The 18,140-nt window shown below is 48.8% G+C and carries 15 protein-coding genes and 1 riboswitch; of the genes, 5 read left to right on the top strand and 10 right to left on the bottom strand.

From position 1 onward, the window contains the following. Positions 1-21: 21 nt before the first annotated feature. Positions 22-777 carry a TerC family protein gene (locus KNP91_RS13530; RefSeq protein WP_012369142.1) on the bottom strand — a complete coding sequence of 252 codons (756 nt, stop codon included), beginning with the start codon at positions 775-777 and terminating at the stop codon, positions 22-24. A gap of 153 nt (positions 778-930) precedes the next feature. After that, positions 931-1,788, bottom strand: coding sequence for a TerC family protein (locus KNP91_RS13525; RefSeq protein ID WP_214850521.1), 858 nt, complete (start codon positions 1,786-1,788; stop codon positions 931-933). A 310-nt stretch (positions 1,789-2,098) separates the two neighbouring features. Between KNP91_RS13525 and folE2 the strand changes: the two genes are divergently transcribed. The 4 genes from folE2 (at position 2,099) to KNP91_RS13505 (ending at position 7,475) form a co-directional block, all read left to right on the top strand. Then, the gene (folE2, locus tag KNP91_RS13520; RefSeq protein WP_012369140.1) at positions 2,099-3,004 is read left to right on the top strand and encodes a GTP cyclohydrolase FolE2; all 906 of its coding nucleotides are present in this window, start codon (positions 2,099-2,101) and stop codon (positions 3,002-3,004) included. Positions 3,005-3,103: 99 nt separating this feature from the next. After that, positions 3,104-4,870: a LytS/YhcK type 5TM receptor domain-containing protein gene (locus KNP91_RS13515; protein WP_214850517.1), complete on the top strand. Its 1,767-nt coding sequence runs from the start codon at positions 3,104-3,106 to the stop codon at positions 4,868-4,870. After that, positions 4,851-5,546, top strand: coding sequence for a LytR/AlgR family response regulator transcription factor (locus KNP91_RS13510; protein WP_214767080.1), 696 nt, complete (start codon positions 4,851-4,853; stop codon positions 5,544-5,546). Before KNP91_RS13515 ends, KNP91_RS13510 begins: the two co-directional genes overlap by 20 nt. A gap of 135 nt (positions 5,547-5,681) precedes the next feature. Next, positions 5,682-7,475, top strand: a complete 1,794-nt coding sequence (locus tag KNP91_RS13505; protein WP_214767082.1) for a carbon starvation CstA family protein — start codon at positions 5,682-5,684, stop codon at positions 7,473-7,475. A gap of 463 nt (positions 7,476-7,938) precedes the next feature. Here the strand turns inward: KNP91_RS13505 and KNP91_RS13500 are convergent, their stop codons facing one another. The 8 genes from KNP91_RS13500 to pta all read right to left on the bottom strand — a co-directional run bounded on the left by KNP91_RS13500 (position 7,939) and on the right by pta (position 16,944). After that, positions 7,939-8,382, bottom strand: a complete 444-nt coding sequence (locus KNP91_RS13500; protein ID WP_012369136.1) for a GDYXXLXY domain-containing protein — start codon at positions 8,380-8,382, stop codon at positions 7,939-7,941. Then, entirely contained in the window at positions 8,379-9,572 is a 1,194-nt protein-coding gene (locus KNP91_RS13495; RefSeq protein ID WP_012369135.1) for a DUF2157 domain-containing protein, read from the bottom strand. The genes KNP91_RS13500 and KNP91_RS13495 overlap by 4 nt, the downstream gene beginning before the upstream one ends. Positions 9,573-9,725: 153 nt before the next feature. Continuing rightward, positions 9,726-11,705, bottom strand: a complete 1,980-nt coding sequence (locus tag KNP91_RS13490) for a methyl-accepting chemotaxis protein (protein ID WP_214766637.1) — start codon at positions 11,703-11,705, stop codon at positions 9,726-9,728. Between the two features lie 131 nt (positions 11,706-11,836). Beyond that, a complete protein-coding gene (locus KNP91_RS13485) occupies positions 11,837-12,136 on the bottom strand; it encodes a rhodanese-like domain-containing protein (RefSeq protein ID WP_214766639.1) in 300 nt (99 codons plus the stop codon). A gap of 92 nt (positions 12,137-12,228) precedes the next feature. Further along, complete coding sequence (locus KNP91_RS13480; protein ID WP_012369132.1) at positions 12,229-13,605, bottom strand: amino acid permease; 1,377 nt, start codon at positions 13,603-13,605, stop codon at positions 12,229-12,231. A gap of 223 nt (positions 13,606-13,828) precedes the next feature. After that, positions 13,829-15,136, bottom strand: coding sequence for a nucleobase:cation symporter-2 family protein (locus KNP91_RS13475; protein ID WP_012369131.1), 1,308 nt, complete (start codon positions 15,134-15,136; stop codon positions 13,829-13,831). Further along, complete coding sequence (locus KNP91_RS13470; RefSeq protein ID WP_012369130.1) at positions 15,133-15,717, bottom strand: xanthine phosphoribosyltransferase; 585 nt, start codon at positions 15,715-15,717, stop codon at positions 15,133-15,135. Before KNP91_RS13470 ends, KNP91_RS13475 begins: the two co-directional genes overlap by 4 nt. Positions 15,718-15,791: 74 nt before the next feature. Continuing rightward, positions 15,792-15,891: riboswitch (purine riboswitch) on the bottom strand. Positions 15,892-15,957: 66 nt separating this feature from the next. Further along, positions 15,958-16,944, bottom strand: coding sequence for a phosphate acetyltransferase (gene pta, locus KNP91_RS13465; protein ID WP_131503249.1), 987 nt, complete (start codon positions 16,942-16,944; stop codon positions 15,958-15,960). Between the two features lie 345 nt (positions 16,945-17,289). On the opposite strand from pta, the gene hemQ reads away from it, so the two are divergent. Further along, complete coding sequence (gene hemQ / locus KNP91_RS13460; protein WP_012369128.1) at positions 17,290-18,066, top strand: hydrogen peroxide-dependent heme synthase; 777 nt, start codon at positions 17,290-17,292, stop codon at positions 18,064-18,066. The last annotated feature ends 74 nt before the right edge of the window (positions 18,067-18,140 follow it).

Here is an 18,140-nt window from a genome sequence, read left to right as displayed (position 1 = left end):
GACCCTGTCCGTTTCGAATTATTATTTGTCTGTTTTCGGACCGCTTCTGAACCAACCGAGTACTAAAATCAAGGCGAGGACGACCCAGAAAATCGTCTGCCAAAGCGTACTTTCCGGAAATTCATGCGGTAAAACGTGAATCGACGGATGCGCAAGCGTCATAACGACCAACTTGACGCCGACCCAGGCAACAAGCCAAAAGGCCGCTTCTTCGATACCTGGTCGTTTTTGTAACAAGACAACAAACCAGCTGGCAAAGTAACGCATGATGACAAGTCCGATGATTCCGCTGAAGAAGACAACCCAGAATTGTCCTGTGTTCAAACCGCCAATTGTTCCGCCAATCATCGGTAACGTCGTTGCCATCGCAACGGCTGCAAGCGTTGAATCGACCGCAAACGCCAAGTCGGAGAATTCGACTTTGACGACTGTCCACCAGAAATTCGGTGATGCTTTTTTAGCAGAAGCGGACTCCGGAATCTGATGTTTGTTCGAACGGGCTTCAACAATCCCCTTGAACGCCACATAGAACAAATAAATGGCGCCGAGCGCCTGCAACTCCCAAATCGTCGCTAAGTACGACGCAAAGAAAATCGCCACGAAACGCAGGACAAGTGCTCCGATCAATCCATAAAACAGTGCTTTTTTACGTTGATCGTCCGGTAACGGACGCACGAGAACAGCCATGACCATGGCGTTATCGGCTGACAGCAGACCTTGTAAGATGATTAAAACAAGTCCAACCGTCGCATACTGTGTAATTAATCCAATATCCATAAAAACGAATCCCCTTTTTGTTCAGTAAGTTTATTATAAGGCCGCTTATCTAAAAGCAAAAGACTGAACACTTGAATCTGACTGTTCTTTTTACCCGAACTTCCGGATGATTAGACAAAAAAAGACTCCCCCGGAAGGAGAGCCTGATGAAGATTACAGATTTTTTTCGACTTTCTTTTCAGCATCGGGATTTGATTTCGTCTTTGGAGAAGAGAACCAGCCCCAAAGTGCGAGACCGACCATGACGGTCCAGAAGAAGATCTGCCACGGTGTACTGTGGGCGAATCCTTCCGGGAGTTTCATCGCTTCAAAAATCGTTCCTTCGATGGATGCATGGTATTTCGGATGCTCGAGCGCGAGGACGGCAAGCTTGACCCCGACCCAGGCGACGATCGCGAAGGCTGCCGTTTCAAGACCCGGACGTTCCGCCAGTAACTTGACGAAAACGCGGGCTGCAAAACGCATCAGGACGACACCCATCAGTCCACCTGTCAGGATGACGACGAAGTGACCCGTGTTCAATCCACCGATTTCACCGGTTCCCCAGTTCGGAAGGGCGACGGCAAGGGCGACGGCTGCCAAAATCGAGTCCACCGCAAACGCAAGGTCAGCGAATTCGATCTTCGCGACTGTTTTCCAGAACTCGCCTTTCGAGACCGGCTCCTCTGATTTCGGCTCAGCGTCGAGCTCGTTTTCTGCTCCGTGATTCTCACCGATCCGCCGGGCCTTAACGGTTTTATAAATATGCCGCAGCCCCATGATCAACAGATAGGCGGCACCAAGTGCTTGGATCTGCCAGATATCGACGAGGAATGAGATCGCGAACAATGCTGCAAATCGAAGAACGAATGCTCCTGCCAATCCATAAAATAAAGCCTTTTTCTGCTGTTCGCCCGGTAAGTGTTTGACCATGACGGCCAGGACGAGTGCGTTATCCGCCGAAAGTAGTCCCTCTAAAGCGATTAAGACGAGGACAACCCAGGCATATTGAAGTACTAACTGCCAATCCATCTACTTCATTCCTTCCTGTTTACGATTTTTCATTGAAAATCAATTTTCATTAGATACGTCATTTACACGTTCACATGAACACATACTATATTATAATATACCCGATTGCAAGCAAGTTATACCTGTAAATACGTAAACTGTTTCTTCCGAGTCTTGTAAGTTTTATTTTTAGGAAGGTTCGTGATAAAATTCATAGCAACGATACGTCGCGACAACACATTCACGGAATCACCAGACTTGCTCGTCTCTAGCATTCCTGTCATGTTATTACTACTTGCACTACTACAAAAGGACAAAGGGGCCGATACGAATGTCTACCTACCCGGTTACACTGCCAACCAAAGAAGAGCGCCACAAGCTGTTTGGCTCTGTTCCTCCTATTAAAGGAACGAAGCCGACTGAAAAAGATAAAATGATCGACTTGCAGAACACACCGAAGAACTTCCTCTTCGCACTCGATGCTGTAGGAATCTCAAACGTCAAACACCCGGTCGTCATTCAAGACGGCGAAACAACACAAGCAACGATTGCGACATTTGAACTTTCGACTTCACTTGTCCAGGACCGTAAAGGGATCAATATGAGCCGTTTGACGGAACAACTGGATCAGTACCACAACGAAGGTTGGGTCGTCACAAACGAATCACTCATCCAATTCGCCCGCGAACTGGCGGAGCGCATGGAACAATCCGAAGGACAACTGACAATCCGTTACCCATGGTTCTTCACACGCAAAGCGCCGGCAACAGGACTCAGCGGATTGATGAACGCGGAAGTCTGGCAGACGGTCAGCGTCAACACAGAAACAAACGAAGCAACTTTATCAGTCGGTCTGACAATCAACGTCACGACACTCTGCCCATGTTCAAAAGAAATCAGCGAATACAGTGCACATAACCAACGCGGTTACGTGACAATGGAAGCTTCATTACGCGATGAAGCCGATGATTTCAACTGGAAACAGGAACTTCTTGATGCAGCGGAATCCAATGCATCAGCACCTCTGCACCCGGTCCTGAAACGTCCGGATGAGAAGCGTGTTACAGAGATGGCTTATGAAAACCCGCGTTTCGTAGAAGATATGGTGCGCTTAATCGCTGCCGACCTTTACGAAATGGACCCGATTGCATCGTTCTTCGTCGAATGCCGTAACGAAGAAACGATTCACCAGCATGATGCGATCGCTCGAATTACATTCGATAAAGATGCTCAATAATAACTAACGAAACTCCAGACGATCTTCGGATCGGTTGGAGTTTTTTTCGTTGTCCTCCTTTTCGGTAACGTTTACACTTAGGACGAATGGAGGGATGTCATGTTTGAACTCATACCCTTTTTACTGGAACGGCTCGGCATCATGATCATTTTAGCGTTCATCCTCGCCCAGTGGGGACCGACGCGGCGTTTACTGAAACAGCCGGAAGCCGGCTGGCAGTTTGGGTTGCTGATTCTAATTTTCGCCACCTATGGGATTTTGAGTAATTACACGGGAGTCAAGGTCGATTTAGCCAAGTTCTTACCGCACACTTGGCTCGAACAGGTTGACGGTACATCAGCAATCGCCAACACACGGACGATGATTGTCGTCATCAGCGGATTGCTCGCCGGTCCGATCGGTGGAACGATCACCGGTCTCCTCGTTGGGATTCACCGCTATACACTTGGCGGGTTTACCGCTTTCGCCTGCGCCCTCTCGACCGTCGTCGCAGGCGGTGTCAGTGGATTACTCCGTCCCTACTGGCGCGACCGTCTCGGCAGTCGGGCATTACTGCCGATTTGCCTGACGGGTTTTTTAATGGTTTTCGAAATGTCATTGATTCTTCTGTTTTCCGACCCGTTCCCGGCCGCCCTCGAACTGATCCAGTTCATCTTTCTTCCGATGACCGTCGTCAACGTCCTCGGCGTCTGGCTGTTCTTATCGATCATCCGTCTCGCCGCGCGGGAAGAGGAACACGTTCGGGCCCGTGAAGCGGAACGGTCCCTGCATATCGCGGATTTGACCTTACCTCATTTGACACGCGGCTTAACTATCCAAACCGCGGAAGCCGTGGCAGATATTTTATTACAACAGACACGCGCCGATGCGGTCTCCTTGACGGATCAATCAGTCATTTTGGCACATATAGGTGTCGGCAGTGACCATCACCAATCCGGCGGGCACTGGACGACCCGTCCGACGGAGCATGTTTTGACAGACGGACAACTGAGGCTTGTCACCGATCGGGATGAGATCGGTTGTCCAAAAGCAGATTGCCCGTTACAGGCGGGCATCATTGCTCCGTTAACAATCGGCGAAACGACAATCGGGACACTCAAAGTGTATTATCCTCATCCTGAATTGCTCGACGCCGTCGAAGTCGAATTGATCGAAGGACTGGCCAAGCTCTTCTCGACCCAACTCGCCCTCGGGAAAGCCGAGCGGCAAGCCGGTCTGTTAAAGGATGCTGAAATCCGGGCCCTCGAAGCACAGATCCATCCACATTTTTTATTTAATGCCATCAATACGATTTACGCGTTATGTCGGACAGATGTCGAACAGGCACGGACCTTATTGCTCAAACTGTCGACGTTTTTCCGCAGCAACCTGCAGGGTGCCCGCTCGACGAAAATTCCGCTCCAAAAAGAACTGGAACATATCGAAGCCTATATCTCACTGGAAGCGGCCCGTTTTCCGAGCCGCCCGTTCGTTGATATTGATTTAGAGGACGGGACGGAACAATTACTTGTTCCGCCTTTCGTACTCCAACCGTTGATCGAAAATGCCTTCCAGCATGCGTTTAGTCCTGGTCAAACCGGATATGTCGGCGTCACGGCCTGGTTAACCGCGGATCAACTCGTTTTGGAAGTCGTCGATAACGGACGCGGGATCGACGCGGAACGCCTGACACGCCTCGGTCGGGAAGTCGTTGAATCCAACGGTACCGGCACTGCCCTTTTCAATACAGCCGAACGGATTAAAAGTCTGTATGCTGAAAACGGGTCGTTCCGGTTGACTAGTCAACCGGGAGAAGGTACGACCATCACCATCCATCTGCCCATCGAAACAGGAAAGGAGGTTTCCCATGCGCACGATCCTAATTGAAGATGAGCCGCTTGCCCGGGACGAGTTGCGGTACCATGTCGTCCGGGCCGGACTCGACGTCATCGCAGAAACGGGCCACGTCGGTGAAGCCGAGCAACTCGTTCGGACGTTGCAGCCGGATCTCGTGTTTTTGGATATCGAACTGATTGACGGGAGCGGACTCGATGTCGCGAAACGCCTGCAATCGATGCCGCACCCACCTGCGATTTTATTCGTGACAGCGTATGATACCCACGCCCTCGAAGCCTTCGAACTGAACGCTTACGATTACATTCTCAAACCTTACGATCCGTCACGGATCAGCCGGGCCATTGAAAAAATCATGCGCAAACCGGCGCCGAAAACACCGCGGATTGAACGATTGGCCGTTGAATCCGGGGATCAGTTAAAATTACTTTCCCCTGAAGATGTCGACTACATTGTCGCGGAAAACGGAAAAACGAAGCTTGTGACGCGTTCCGACGCCTATCCGTCGAACGATACGTTGCAGGAACTCGAAAAAAAATTATCGGGTCACCGCTTTCTTCGTGTCCATCGTTCCTACCTCGTCAATTTGGCAGCCATCGAAGCGATCGAACCGTGGTTCAACGGGGCCTATACAATCAAGATCCAGCAGATTGATGTGCCGGTCAGCCGGACGTATGTCAAAGTCTTAAAGGAAGCTCTCGGGATTTGAGAGCTTTCTTTTTTCCGTTCACCGCTCTTTTTCGACATGTCATCGGTCAAAACGAACGGTTCATCCGACAAACAAAAGAAAGCGCTTCCAAATCAAGTACACTTTTCTCATACCAGTTTATGAGGAGGTCCACGCATGAGCGCTACACCTATTGTTATTGCCGTCATTTGTATTTTATTGATCGTTTATCGTCTCTATGGCACATTCATGGCTGTCAAAGTCTTAAAAATTAAAGAGGACCGGGAAACACCGGCCCATAAGTTTGCGGACGGAAAAGATTACGTCCCGACCAACAAATGGGTTTCGTTCGGTCACCACTTTGCAGCAATCGCCGCTGCCGGTCCGCTCGTCGGTCCTGTCCTTGCCGCTCAGTTCGGCTATTTACCGGGCCTCTTATGGCTTTTGATCGGTGCTGTCATCGGTGGTGCCGTCCACGATATGGTCGTTTTGTTCGCTTCCATGCGTCAGGATGGGCAGTCGTTATCGGAAGTCGCTAAAAAAGAGCTCGGGCCGGTTGCCGGTTTTTGTGCCGGTCTCGCTATGCTCTTCATCATCACGATTACGATGGCCGGACTTTCAATGGTCGTCCTCCATGCTTTGGAACATAATCCATGGGGCACGTTCGCTGTCTTCTCGACCATTCCGATTGCCATGGGTGTCGGTATCTATTTACGAAAAGGCGGCAATCTCGCCTTGGCTTCCGTCGTCGGTTTCCTATTGATTCTTGCTGCAATCGGTTTCGGTCCCCAGTTGACTGACACGTTCATCGGAACATGGTTCGACCTGTCGTCACGTCAACTCGCGATTGCGTTACCGATTTATGCCTTCTTCGCTGCAGCACTGCCGGTCTGGTTGTTGCTTGCACCGCGTGATTACTTATCAAGTTTCATGAAAATCGGTGTTTTCTTTGCCTTGATCGTCGGTGTCTTCATCATCAATCCGGATATCCGTTTCCCGGCGTTCACGAAATTCGTCAACGGTGGCGGTCCGATCATTGCCGGTCCGGTCTGGCCATTCATCTCGATCACGATTGCCTGTGGCGCGATTTCCGGTTTCCACGCTTTCGTCGGCTCCGGAACGACACCGAAGATGATCAATCGTTGGAGTGATATCAAACCGGTCGCCTTCGGTGCGATGCTTGTTGAGTGTCTCGTCGCTGTCATGGCGTTGATTGCCGCAACGTCTCTTGAAGTCGGAGATTACTTCGCCATCAATTCGACACCGGAAGTCTTTGCGACACTCGGTATGAGCACCGTTTACCTTGATGAATTATCACGGGAAATCGGACTCGATCTCGCCGGACGGACCGGTGGAGCCGTTTCACTGGCCGTCGGTATGACGTTCATCTTCCGGGCCATTCCCTGGTTCCGTGAAATTGCCGGCTTCTTCTTCCAATTCGTCATTCTGTTTGAAGCGGTCTTCATTTTGACGGCGATCGATGCCGGAACACGCGTTGCCCGCTACTTGATCCAAGATTTCTTCGGTGAATTCTACAAACCGTTAAAACGGGTCGACTGGATCCCGGGTGCGATTTTCGCCAGTGCGCTTGGTACGTTCTTCTGGGGGTACCTGCTCTTCTCCGGCGACATCGGTTCGATTTGGGCCTTGTTCGGTGTCTCCAATCAGTTGATGGCGTCGATCGGCTTAATTATCGGAACGACAATCATCCTGAAGATTGCCGACAAAAAAGTGTATGCCTTGACGACATTCATTCCGCTTGTCTACTTGCTTGTAACAGTGACGTTCGCTGATATCTGGATGGTCGCCAATGTCTATGCGAATCCGGCTTCTGCCGGCTTCAGTATCCTGAATACGATTCTGTCGGTCACGATGGGGATCTTAGCTATCGTCATCACGATTTCAGCGGTCCGGAAATGGATTGAATTGCTCAACTCACCGCGTTGGGAAAAAGTGAAAAAATCAGCTTAATTAAAACCGCCTGGATTGTACATGGATTTCGTGTATCCATCCAGGCGGTCTTTTTATCAAAATCAGACGAGAATACTCCCACTTCTAAACGTTCAGGGCGAGGCCCTAGTGCAAGTGGGGGATGAATCGTCTTCGGGCAAGGCGTGTCTTGCGACACGTCAATTGCCCGACACTCTTGGTTTGAAAACAATTAAAATCAGGAATAAAAAAATAGTCATGTTCTTTGAAAACTGAAGATATAGGGTTGTGACAGGAAGTTCGTCTGTCACGTAAAATCTTCAACGTTCACCTTGCGGATGACCGAAGTAGCGAAAACCAAGCAGAGTAGGCATCCGCATAAAAGAAACGGACAAGATCAACGTTCAACCGTCGGGACGACGGGGTTAGCCTGATAAATTTTTGACCGCTAGGTTGAATAACTCAGGAATCCTCCACCTCTTAGCGAAGCGTAGGTGGAGGTAGTTCAATTTCGAACACTCAAATCGGTTGCCCGAACCGTACCCCACGGCGAGACATCGGCTTTGACGACTAATTTTTTTGCATCCTCGTACCCTTTTCCTGTTCCCTGTTCCACATAATACTGGTTTAATTGGGGAATCGTGACGTACTTGTCGTAATAATCTCCGGCAACGGAACCGAAAAAGCGGTCATTTGAGATACGGTCGATCTTGGCATAACCATCAGAATCCGTTGTAAACGTAACGTAGACCAATCCTTTTTTGACGGAATCCGCAGGTTTCAAATCAGGATACTGCAACATGACATATTCACCATAGACCGGGCTGAACGGATCATACGGTTCCGCCCGAAAGCGGTAACTGTCACCGAACCAGGAAATGGAGTAAAAACTGAGGATCACACCGAGGACGACGATGATTTGCAGGACTGGAAACAGATACCGTTTCATGACGGAACCCCTCCTTCATGACGTTTTCGAATCCACCACAGGACACCGGCAATCAGGAAGACGAGCAATGCACCAACGAGGAAGAACAACGACATATCGAGGCGATCCCAGGCATAGATGAAATAAATCGTCAGTTGGACGGCGATGAAGTAAACGAATGGAATCGTCAGGCGACGACCTTGGCGCTCCTGCACAATCAAATAAACAAAGGCAATGATTTCGACGAGCGCAGCAATCAAGATGGCCTGTTCGTCCAACCAAAGGAATCCGAACAAACCGAGCGGTAAAATCCAAAGTAACGGACGGAATTTTTGGTAAATCAAGTAGCCGATTGCGAGACCGAAAACAGCAAGTGCGACGGCTTCTCCTAAAGGAATGACGGAGTCCGTCGTTTCGGCACGGACCGTTAAATAAACCAGTGAATTGATGGCAGCGACAATCAGATACAGATGGTATAGAAAATGACGATCGCTGTCTTGTTTAACGACGAGTAACAGCGGGACAAGCACGAATAAGGTCCAGATTGGCCAAAGGACACCGTCGTAAGAGACAAGGGCAAACAACTCAAGTCCCGACAGATAAAGAAATAACCAACTGAGAATCAGGGACGGGAAGGACTGGCTGAAATAGAACCAGGCAAGCGATACGATCACGACGAGGACAATCGATGTCCAGTCGAGAAACGTGGCATGCTCCGTTCCAAATCCGCCGACTCCGGTAAAGATATTCAAACCTGAGATGAAGGCAACAATCGCATAGGCCGGATGACGCCACGTAAAGAAATGGGCGAGCGCGGCGAGGAAGACGGCCCAACCGATAAACGAACCTTGCATGGACATATGAAAACTCTGGACGGTGACGATGAGCGCTCCGGCAAAGGCAACCAGTCCAAGAATCCGAAAAGCAACCGGATTCCAAATCGTCCGTCGTTCCGATACATCGGCCAACACATAACAACTGACCATGATGACCAACACTAAACCAATTTTAATGAGGGCAGGAATCGCTTGCCAATTGGCAGCCAAGAAACTGAGCAAAGCTAACCCGACAAAGGTCAATCCGACAATCAACAACAACGGCACACGTTTCTTTTTTTGACGGTGACCTTCATACGCTTTAATCCGGTCGACTGTCTCTGCATCAATCAAACCCGCCTGTTGCCACTCCATTAATTTCGTCTGTCGTGCCATCACCAACACCTCCCGATTACAAGCTGCCAGTCTACACTTGTATTTTCCCGTTTCTTATTTTATTCAAGCAACATTCATTAGAAATCTGGTTGAAGATCGCGTCTTTTTCCAAAAAAGACGACCATCCTCGAAAGAGGACGGTCGTTTTTAAAATCATATTTTGAATCGTGATACGAGGACTTGCAATTCTTCCGCCATATCAGACAAGGTTTTAGCCGATTGTGAAATATCTTCCATCGAGCCAAGCTGTTCTTCCGTCGTCGCTGCGACGCGCTCGGATGCTGCAGAATTTTCATCTGCGATATGAGCGATTTCCGTTGCGGATGCCGAGACTTCCTGGACGTTGGCAGCAATCTCTTCGACCGTTGCCGTGACATCTTCGATCCGCGGTGTCATTTCTTGCGTCCGCAACATGATTTGTTTGAAACGAACGGCTGAATCTTCCGTCGTTTCGAGTCCCGCTTTCGTATGATGCGAAACTTCTTTCATCAGGAAGACCGAACGTTCCGTTTCCTGTTTGATGTTTTGAATCAGATGGGAGATTTGTTTCGTCGATTCCTGCGACTGTTCCGCAAGCTTCCGCACCTCACTGGCAACGACGGCAAACCCTTTTCCGTTCTCACCCGCCCGTGCCGCTTCAATCGCCGCATTTAAGGCCAGTAAATTCGTCTGGGTCGCAATGCCGTTGATGACATCAACAATTTTCCCGATTTCGTTCGAACGATGGGCCAGCGACTGGATGACCTCACCAAAGTTCTCGACCGATGAATCGATTGCTTTCATCTGTTCGACGTTTTTTGTGACCGCGGCCGTTCCGTCTTCTGCTTCTGAAGCGGTCGCCCGTGATAGTTCCGACACATTCGTCGAGCTCTCGGCAATCCGCATGACACCCGATGTGATGGCTTGCAGCGAAACCGCATTCCCGTCGAGCTGGCGTTTCGATTGACCGGCTCCGGCCGCCATTTCCTGAATCGAGCCGGCAATTTGTTCCGAAGCTGCCGTCGTTTGTGCGGCATTCGCCATCAGTTCCTCGGAAGAAGCCGCGACCTGACCGATTGATTGATCAAGATTTGAGATGATCCCGCGCAGTGACAGAATCATCGTGTTAAAGCTTTCCGCGACTTTTCCGATTTCGTCGTTCGATTCGACGACGACTTCTTCCGTTAAGTCACCTTCCTGAATCCGCTCCGCACTTTTCGTCAAGCGGTTCAGCGGGCTGATGATCGAACGCAGGATAAAGAACAGCAGGAGTCCAGCCAGGAGAAACGTACCGGCAATGACACCTAATGTCGTCCATAAAATACTGGCTGTTTCGTCCGTGATTTCACGGTCGTACAACGTACCGGCGACTTTCCAGCCGGTCAGACCGTTCGTCATGAAGTCCATCTGTTTGTCTTCATCTTCAAATAAGTAAGAGAAGCGTCCTTCTTTCCCGGCATAAAGAGGTCCGACCCAGTTGCCAGTTGCTGTTTCACCCGGTTTTAACGTCGGATGAGTGACGAAATTTTTCTTTGAATCTAAAATCGTGACATATCCTTCTTTCCCGATTTTGATTTTCTTGGCGATGTCGGCAATCCGGTCGACATCGACGTCGATTGCGATGACACCACGTCCGTTTCCACCTGTTTGCGAGAGCGTCACCATCATCTTGCCCGATGCAGCGTCAACGTATGGATCCGTGATGACGACTTTTCCACTGGCGTCTTCGGCTGCTTTGTACCATGGACGCTCACGCGGATCATAATCATCCGGCATCGACTGCTCCGGATAAATCGTCATCTCGCCGGATGTCGTCGCATAATAAATATTAGCGGCTTGCGGATGCGTATCTAAGTATTCGGTCATTTTTTCTTTTAAGTCGAGATTCTGTTTGCCTGATTGATACAACGTCCCGTCAATCCGGTCCGCAAAAAAGGCGACATCCCGTCGCATCGGATCGATGATATTCATGATTTCATCATTCATCCGATCGACACCGGCATGAGCCGACTGTAAAATTTCATTCATGATTTTTTGTTTGGACTGGCTGTAAGAAACAAAACCGATCAATAAAGAAGGAATCAATAATAAGAGCATCGATGTCAGGATCAACTTTTGTTTAATACTCAACGTGCGTTTTTTCTTCTGTTCCATATCCAACTCCCATTCTCGAGCTACGTACTCGCCGTTCTAGTTTCTTTATCGGTTAAAATGTATACTTTTTCACAGAAAATCAAAAAAAAGAAGCAGATCCGTTTAGGAATCCGCTTCCAATTTTTCAGCAATCACGCTTCTTGATCGCCTTTCCAGTTCATCATCCCGCCTTCGACGTTGATGACGTCATAGCCGTACTGTTCGAGGAACCGTCCGACGTTTTCGCTCCGGCCGCCTGCTTTACAAATTAGATAGTACGTTTCGCCTTCCTGCAACTCGGTATACCTTTCTCCGATTTCAGACATCGGCATAAAGCGGACATTCGGAATATGACCGGCATCGTATTCGTCCTGTTCCCGGACATCTACGACGTGTAATGCTTCACCCGCTTCAAGCTTTTCTTGCAGTTCATCGACATGAATCGTTTTCATAATAATCCTCCTCTTATTTCATCTTTGTCCAGTGTAGCAAAACTGACGTCGAAACAGAACAAAAGAGACCAGCCGAAGCTGATCTCCAGTTCTTATTCTCCGGATGCCCGATCCAGTGGTTGACGCTTTTGTTTATGCATTCCCCGTGCATAATACACAGCAATCAAAATCACGTACCAGAGCGGTCCGACAATCAGTGCAATCCGTGTTCCGGCATCAAATGCCATCAGGACGATGACACCCACGAGTGCGGCTAACGCAAGATAGTTCGCAATCGGGAAGAACGGAACTCCGAATTCAGCTGATCCGTGCACTTTACGTGCCCGCATCTGAGCAATCAAAATCATCGCCCATGTCCAGACGGCTCCGAATGTCGCAATACTTGTGACGATTGCAAAGACATCGTCCGGCAAGAAGTAGTTGAGTGCGACACCAACCAGCAGGGCAACGCCAGAAAGGATCGTCGCAAGTGCCGGCACACCGTTTTTAGAAATCTTCGCAAAACGTTTCGGCGCTTCCTGATTTTGTGACAAGTTCATCATCATCCGGGCTGTTGAGAAAATCCCTGAGTTACATGACGATAAAGCCGCCGTCAAGACCACAAAGTTAATGATTCCGGCAGCTGCCGGAATGCCTAGTGAATCAAATAATAAGACGAATGGACTGCTGTTATTCTGTCCGACTTGATCCCATGGATAAATCGAAAGAATGACGAACAGAGCACCGATGTAGAAGACTAAAATTCGTAAGAAAACATTGTTGACCGCTTTACGGATTGTTTTCTTCGGATTTTTTGCTTCACCTGCTGTGACCCCAATCACTTCAATCCCTAAGAAGGCAAACATGACCATTTGCATCGCAAGTAGAACACCGCCGAACCCGTTCGGCAGGAATCCGCCATGTGACCAAAGATTTGAAATCCCGACCGGCGTACCGCCGTTCCCGAATCCGATGACAATCGTCAGCGTTCCAAGAATGATCATTGCGACGATGGCAACGATTTTGATTAATGCAAACCAGAATTCGAATTCCCCGTAAAACTTAACGGCAATGAAGTTGATGCTCGTCATCAAAATCAGTGCACCAAGCGCCCACATCCAAGTGGGTGAATTCGGGAACCATTCCTGCATATAAATCCCGACGGCCGTAATTTCGGCCATACATGTGAAAATCCAGAGCAACCAATAATTCCACCCTGTCAAGAAACCGGCAAGCGGGCTGACATATTTTCGGGCATACTCGGCAAAGCTGCCTGATACCGGTTCACGGACTGCGAGTTCCCCAAGAGCCCGCATGATAATGAAGATAATGAGACCACCGATTAAGTACCCGATCAGTATTCCTGGTCCAGCTAATTGAATCGCTTTTGCGGATCCGAGGAACAGTCCGACACCAATCGCCGCCCCCAGCGACATCAGTGTAATGTGACGTTCTTCTAATCCCCGATTCAGTTCTGTCTGTTGTTTCATCTGTACGACGTCCTTCCCGTCTCTGTTTGTTTCTTAGCAGTTCCCCTAACCGCTACGTTGTCAGTATAAAGAAATTGTGTCCGTTTTGTAAACGTTTTCAAGAGATATTTTCTCCGAATCCCACATACTCGAAATATTCTGATTTATGTAACGGTACATAAAAGGAGCAACCACCTATACCGAATAGTATACATGACTGCTCCTTTCATAAGGGTTACAAATCTTATTCAACCTTTGCCAAAGGTGTTTTTCTCATCGCTGTCTTCTTTTCCGTCAAACGGAACAACCCGTTTAACAGCAGGGCTGTTACCGATCCTGCGACAATCGGACTGTCTGTCAGGACACGGACCTGATCCGGAAGTGACGCGACAATCGCCGGATTCATGCTGATGCCGAGTCCGACACCAAGTGCAAGCGCGACCGTGATCACATTATCGTTTTTAGCAAAATCAACACGGGATAAAATCCGGATTCCGCTCGCTGCGACCGTTCCGAACATCACGAGCATCGCTCCGCCGAGAACCGGTTTCGGAATCAGTGTCGTAAAGGTTGCGACTTTCGGCAAGAAACCGAGCACGATCAAAAAGAATCCGGCAAAGACGATAACTTTCCGTGTTTTGACACCCGTCAACTGGACAAGACCGACGTTTTGACTGTACGTCGTATATGGGAAACTATTGAAGATTCCGCCGATGATCGTTGCGGCTCCTTCCGCCCGGTACCCACGGGCTAAATCTTTATCCGTCAGTTTTTTGTCGGTGATTTCTCCGAGCGTCAAGAAGACGCCTGTTGATTCGACCATCGAAACGAGTCCGACCAGCGTCATCGTCAGAATGGCTGTAGCATTAAAGGTCGGGACACCAAAATAAAATGGTGTCACCATTTGGAACCAGGATGCTTCAGCGACCGGGCTGAAATCAATCATTCCCATTCCGAATGCAACGAGCGTTCCGATCAGGACGGCAATCAGCACAGCTGCCGCTTTTGAAAAAACCGTTCCGTAACGGTTAAAGACTAAAATCAGGACAATCGTCAGTCCGGCAAGTGCCAAGTACCGCATATCACCAAAATCCTTCGCGCCTTGTCCGCCGCCGATATCATTAATCGCCGCCGGAATTAACGAAATGCCGATGATCGTCACGACAGAACCGAGCACGACCGGCGGAAACAAAATCGCAATCCGGCTGAACCAACCGGAAATCACGAAGATAATTAAACCGCTGGCAATCAACGCACCGTAAATGGCCGTGATGCCCTGCAAACTGCCAATCGCAATCATCGGACCGACAGCTGTAAATGTACAGCCGAGGACGACCGGTAAACCAACACCGGTATATTTCGTCACGAACACTTGCAACAATGTCGCTACTCCACACATAAATAAATCAATCGCAACGAGATACGCCAGTTCTTCACCGGATAACCCGATTGCACTGCCGACAATCAGCGGAACAATCGCGGCTCCCGTGTACATCGCGAGTACATGTTGCAGACCTAGACTCGCCGCTTTGACGTTCGATAACGTCTTCATACTGTCACCGGGTCGACGAATGTCGCCTCTCCTGCTTCGAGCTTTTTAATACGGGCAAGCGATTCAACACGGAATCCGGCATCCAGCAATTTCTGACGTCCCGGTTGGAATGATTTTTCAATGACGATACCGAAGCCTGCGACTTCTGCTCCGGCCTGTTCGACGAGTTTTGCTAATCCGAACGCCGCTTCCCCGTTTGCGAGGAAGTCATCGATGATCAGGACGCGTTCTCCGGCCTGTAAATATTGTTCTGCGACCGTAATCGTACTCGTCTGTTGTTTCGTAAACGAATAGACTTCTGCTGAAATCGTTCCTTCGTTTAACGTTAACGACTTCGTTTTCCGGGCATAGACCATCGGGACACCAAGACGAAGCGCGGTCATCATCGCCGGTGCGATGCCACCTGCTTCAATCGTCAAGATCCGCGTAATACCGGCATCTTTGAACCGGTCCATAAATTCATAGGCAATTTCCCACATCAAGGTCGGATCGACCTGGTGGTTTAAAAAGGAATCGACTTTTAATACTTGATCCGATAAGACTAATCCTTCTTGTTTAATCATTTCTTCCAAACGTTTCATAACTGATTTCTCCTTTTTGAACGAAAAAAAACGTACAGTCGCTACCCGGGGGCAGCCACTGTACGCTAAAAAGAGAGCAGTAACTCACCACCCGTAGTCGGATCGTTACGGCGATCCGGTAGAGACTCGTGGGCCAATCCCCACTATTATACGAGCGTTGCTATACGTTTATTCGTTGATGCGTTATGTGTTCCATTTTACGGAGTTCACTGAAAAAGTAAAGTCTTTTTCGAAAATGGATTACGCTTGGCGTTCTTCGACAGCTTGTGCCGCTGTAATGATCGCCAGTTTGTAGACGTCTTCTTCGTTACATCCGCGCGACAAATCGTTGACCGGTTTGTTGAGTCCTTGCAGAATTGGTCCGATTGCTTCAAAACCGCCAAGACGCTGGGCAATCTTATAGCCGATGTTTCCAGACTCAAGGCTTGGGAAAATAAAGACGTTTGCTTGACCAGCAACATCTGATTCCGGCGCTTTTGATTTTGCGACACTCGGGACGAATGCTGCGTCAAATTGTAATTCACCGTCGATTGAGAGTTCAGGTGCACGTTCTTTTGCCAAACGTGTTGCTTCGACAACGCGCTCTGTTTCCGGTGATTTCGCTGAACCTTTTGTCGAGAAGCTGAGCAACGCAACTTTCGGATCGATTCCGAATGTTTTTGCCGTTTTCGCAGACGCGATTGCATTTTCAGCTAAATCGTTAGCGTCCGGTGCGATGTTGATTGCACAGTCGGCGAACACATACTGCTCGTCGTCACGAACCATGATGAAGACACCTGATGTCTTTTTATAGCCTTCTTGCATTTTGATGATTTGAAGTGCCGGACGAACCGTATCACCTGTTGCGTGCATCGCACCGGAAACTAGACCTTCTGCTTTTCCTGTGTGGACGAGCATCGTACCAAACGTGTTGACGTCTTTCAGGATGAGGGCGCGGGCTTGTTCTTCCGTTGCTTTTCCTTTACGACGCTCAACGAATGAAGCAACGAGTTCTTCGATTCCTTCATATGAAGCCGGATCAATCGTTTCAAGATCTGCAACATCAATGTTGTTTGCTGAAGCTGTCTCTTCGATTTGACCGCGTGGTCCGATGACGATCGGTGTAACTAAACCGTCTTTTTTCAAACGTACAGCTGCACCGAGAACACGTGCATCGATTCCTTCAGGGAAAACGATCGTCGGCTGGTGGGCTTTGACTTTTGTCTCAAGCATTTCGAATAATTGCATGATATTAGCTCCTTTTGTGGCGAATAAGTGTCGGTTTTTGTTGTTGTTCCATTCCATTGTTCATTATACACAGTTCTGTTTCGTTGTTAAAACAATTTGCAAAAAAGTGTTTTTTCTATTCTTATACCTGACTTTTTGAATACTATTACAGTATCTTTTTTAATATAGTACAGGGAAAAACAAAACCTCTTTATCACACCCTTTTACCTCATACCCCCCTTTCCGTTTTTGTATGTCGGGTCCGCTCCAAAAACGAACCCGTTTTCTTACGGGGAAACCAAAAAGATATGGTAAGATTGAACATGGATTAACACGTTCACCATTACAGATTCAGGAGGTTTTCATATGCAACATCAATCATCCGAACCAACCGTTACGCAACAAGCCGCCGAAACACTCGATGGCTGGTATACATTCCATGATTTCCGCCGGATTGACTGGGCCCGTCTGAAACAGGTCGATGCTTCCGTCCGGACGAAGATGGTACAGGAGTTCCAGGCATTCTTGGGCGAACTCGCACAAGTAGAAGATCAAAAAGAAGGCAGTCATGCCCTCTATACGATCATCGGTCAAAAAGCGGATCTCGTTCTGATGGTTCTGCGTCCGACAATGGAAGAGATTCAGGACGTTGAAGTGAAGATGCAGAAGCTTGATCTATACGACTATCTGATTCCGACGTATTCCTATGTGTCTGTCGTCGAACTCGGTACATACCGCGGTTCAGGAGAAGGTAACCCGTATGAAAACCCGTACGTCCGCGACCGTCTCTATCCGATTCTGCCGAAATCGAAACACATCTGCTTCTATCCGATGAGCAAGTCACGCCGCGACGGCGACAACTGGTACACGCTTTCGATGGAAAAACGAAAAGAACTCATGTACCGTCACGGAATGATCGGTCGGAGCTACGCCGGCAAGATTCAGCAAATCATCGGTGGATCAACCGGATTCGATGACTGGGAATGGGGCGTCACGCTGTTCGCCAATGATATTCTGCAGTTCAAGAAAATCGTTTATGAAATGCGTTTTGACGAAGTCAGTGCCAAATACGGTGAGTTTGGTGAGTTCTTTATCGGGAACCGCCTCGAAACAACAGATCTCGAAGCACATTTCGCACTTTAATCTGCTAAATCACGTTTCATAGGAAAACCCTACGGGAATATACTCTTTGCGGCCACAAAAACTGTCAGATTTGT

Source organism: Exiguobacterium sp. s138, assembly GCF_018618775.1.
GTDB classification, from domain to species: domain Bacteria; phylum Bacillota; class Bacilli; order Exiguobacteriales; family Exiguobacteriaceae; genus Exiguobacterium_A; species Exiguobacterium_A artemiae.
This window is presented reverse-complemented; position numbering and strand designations above follow the sequence as displayed.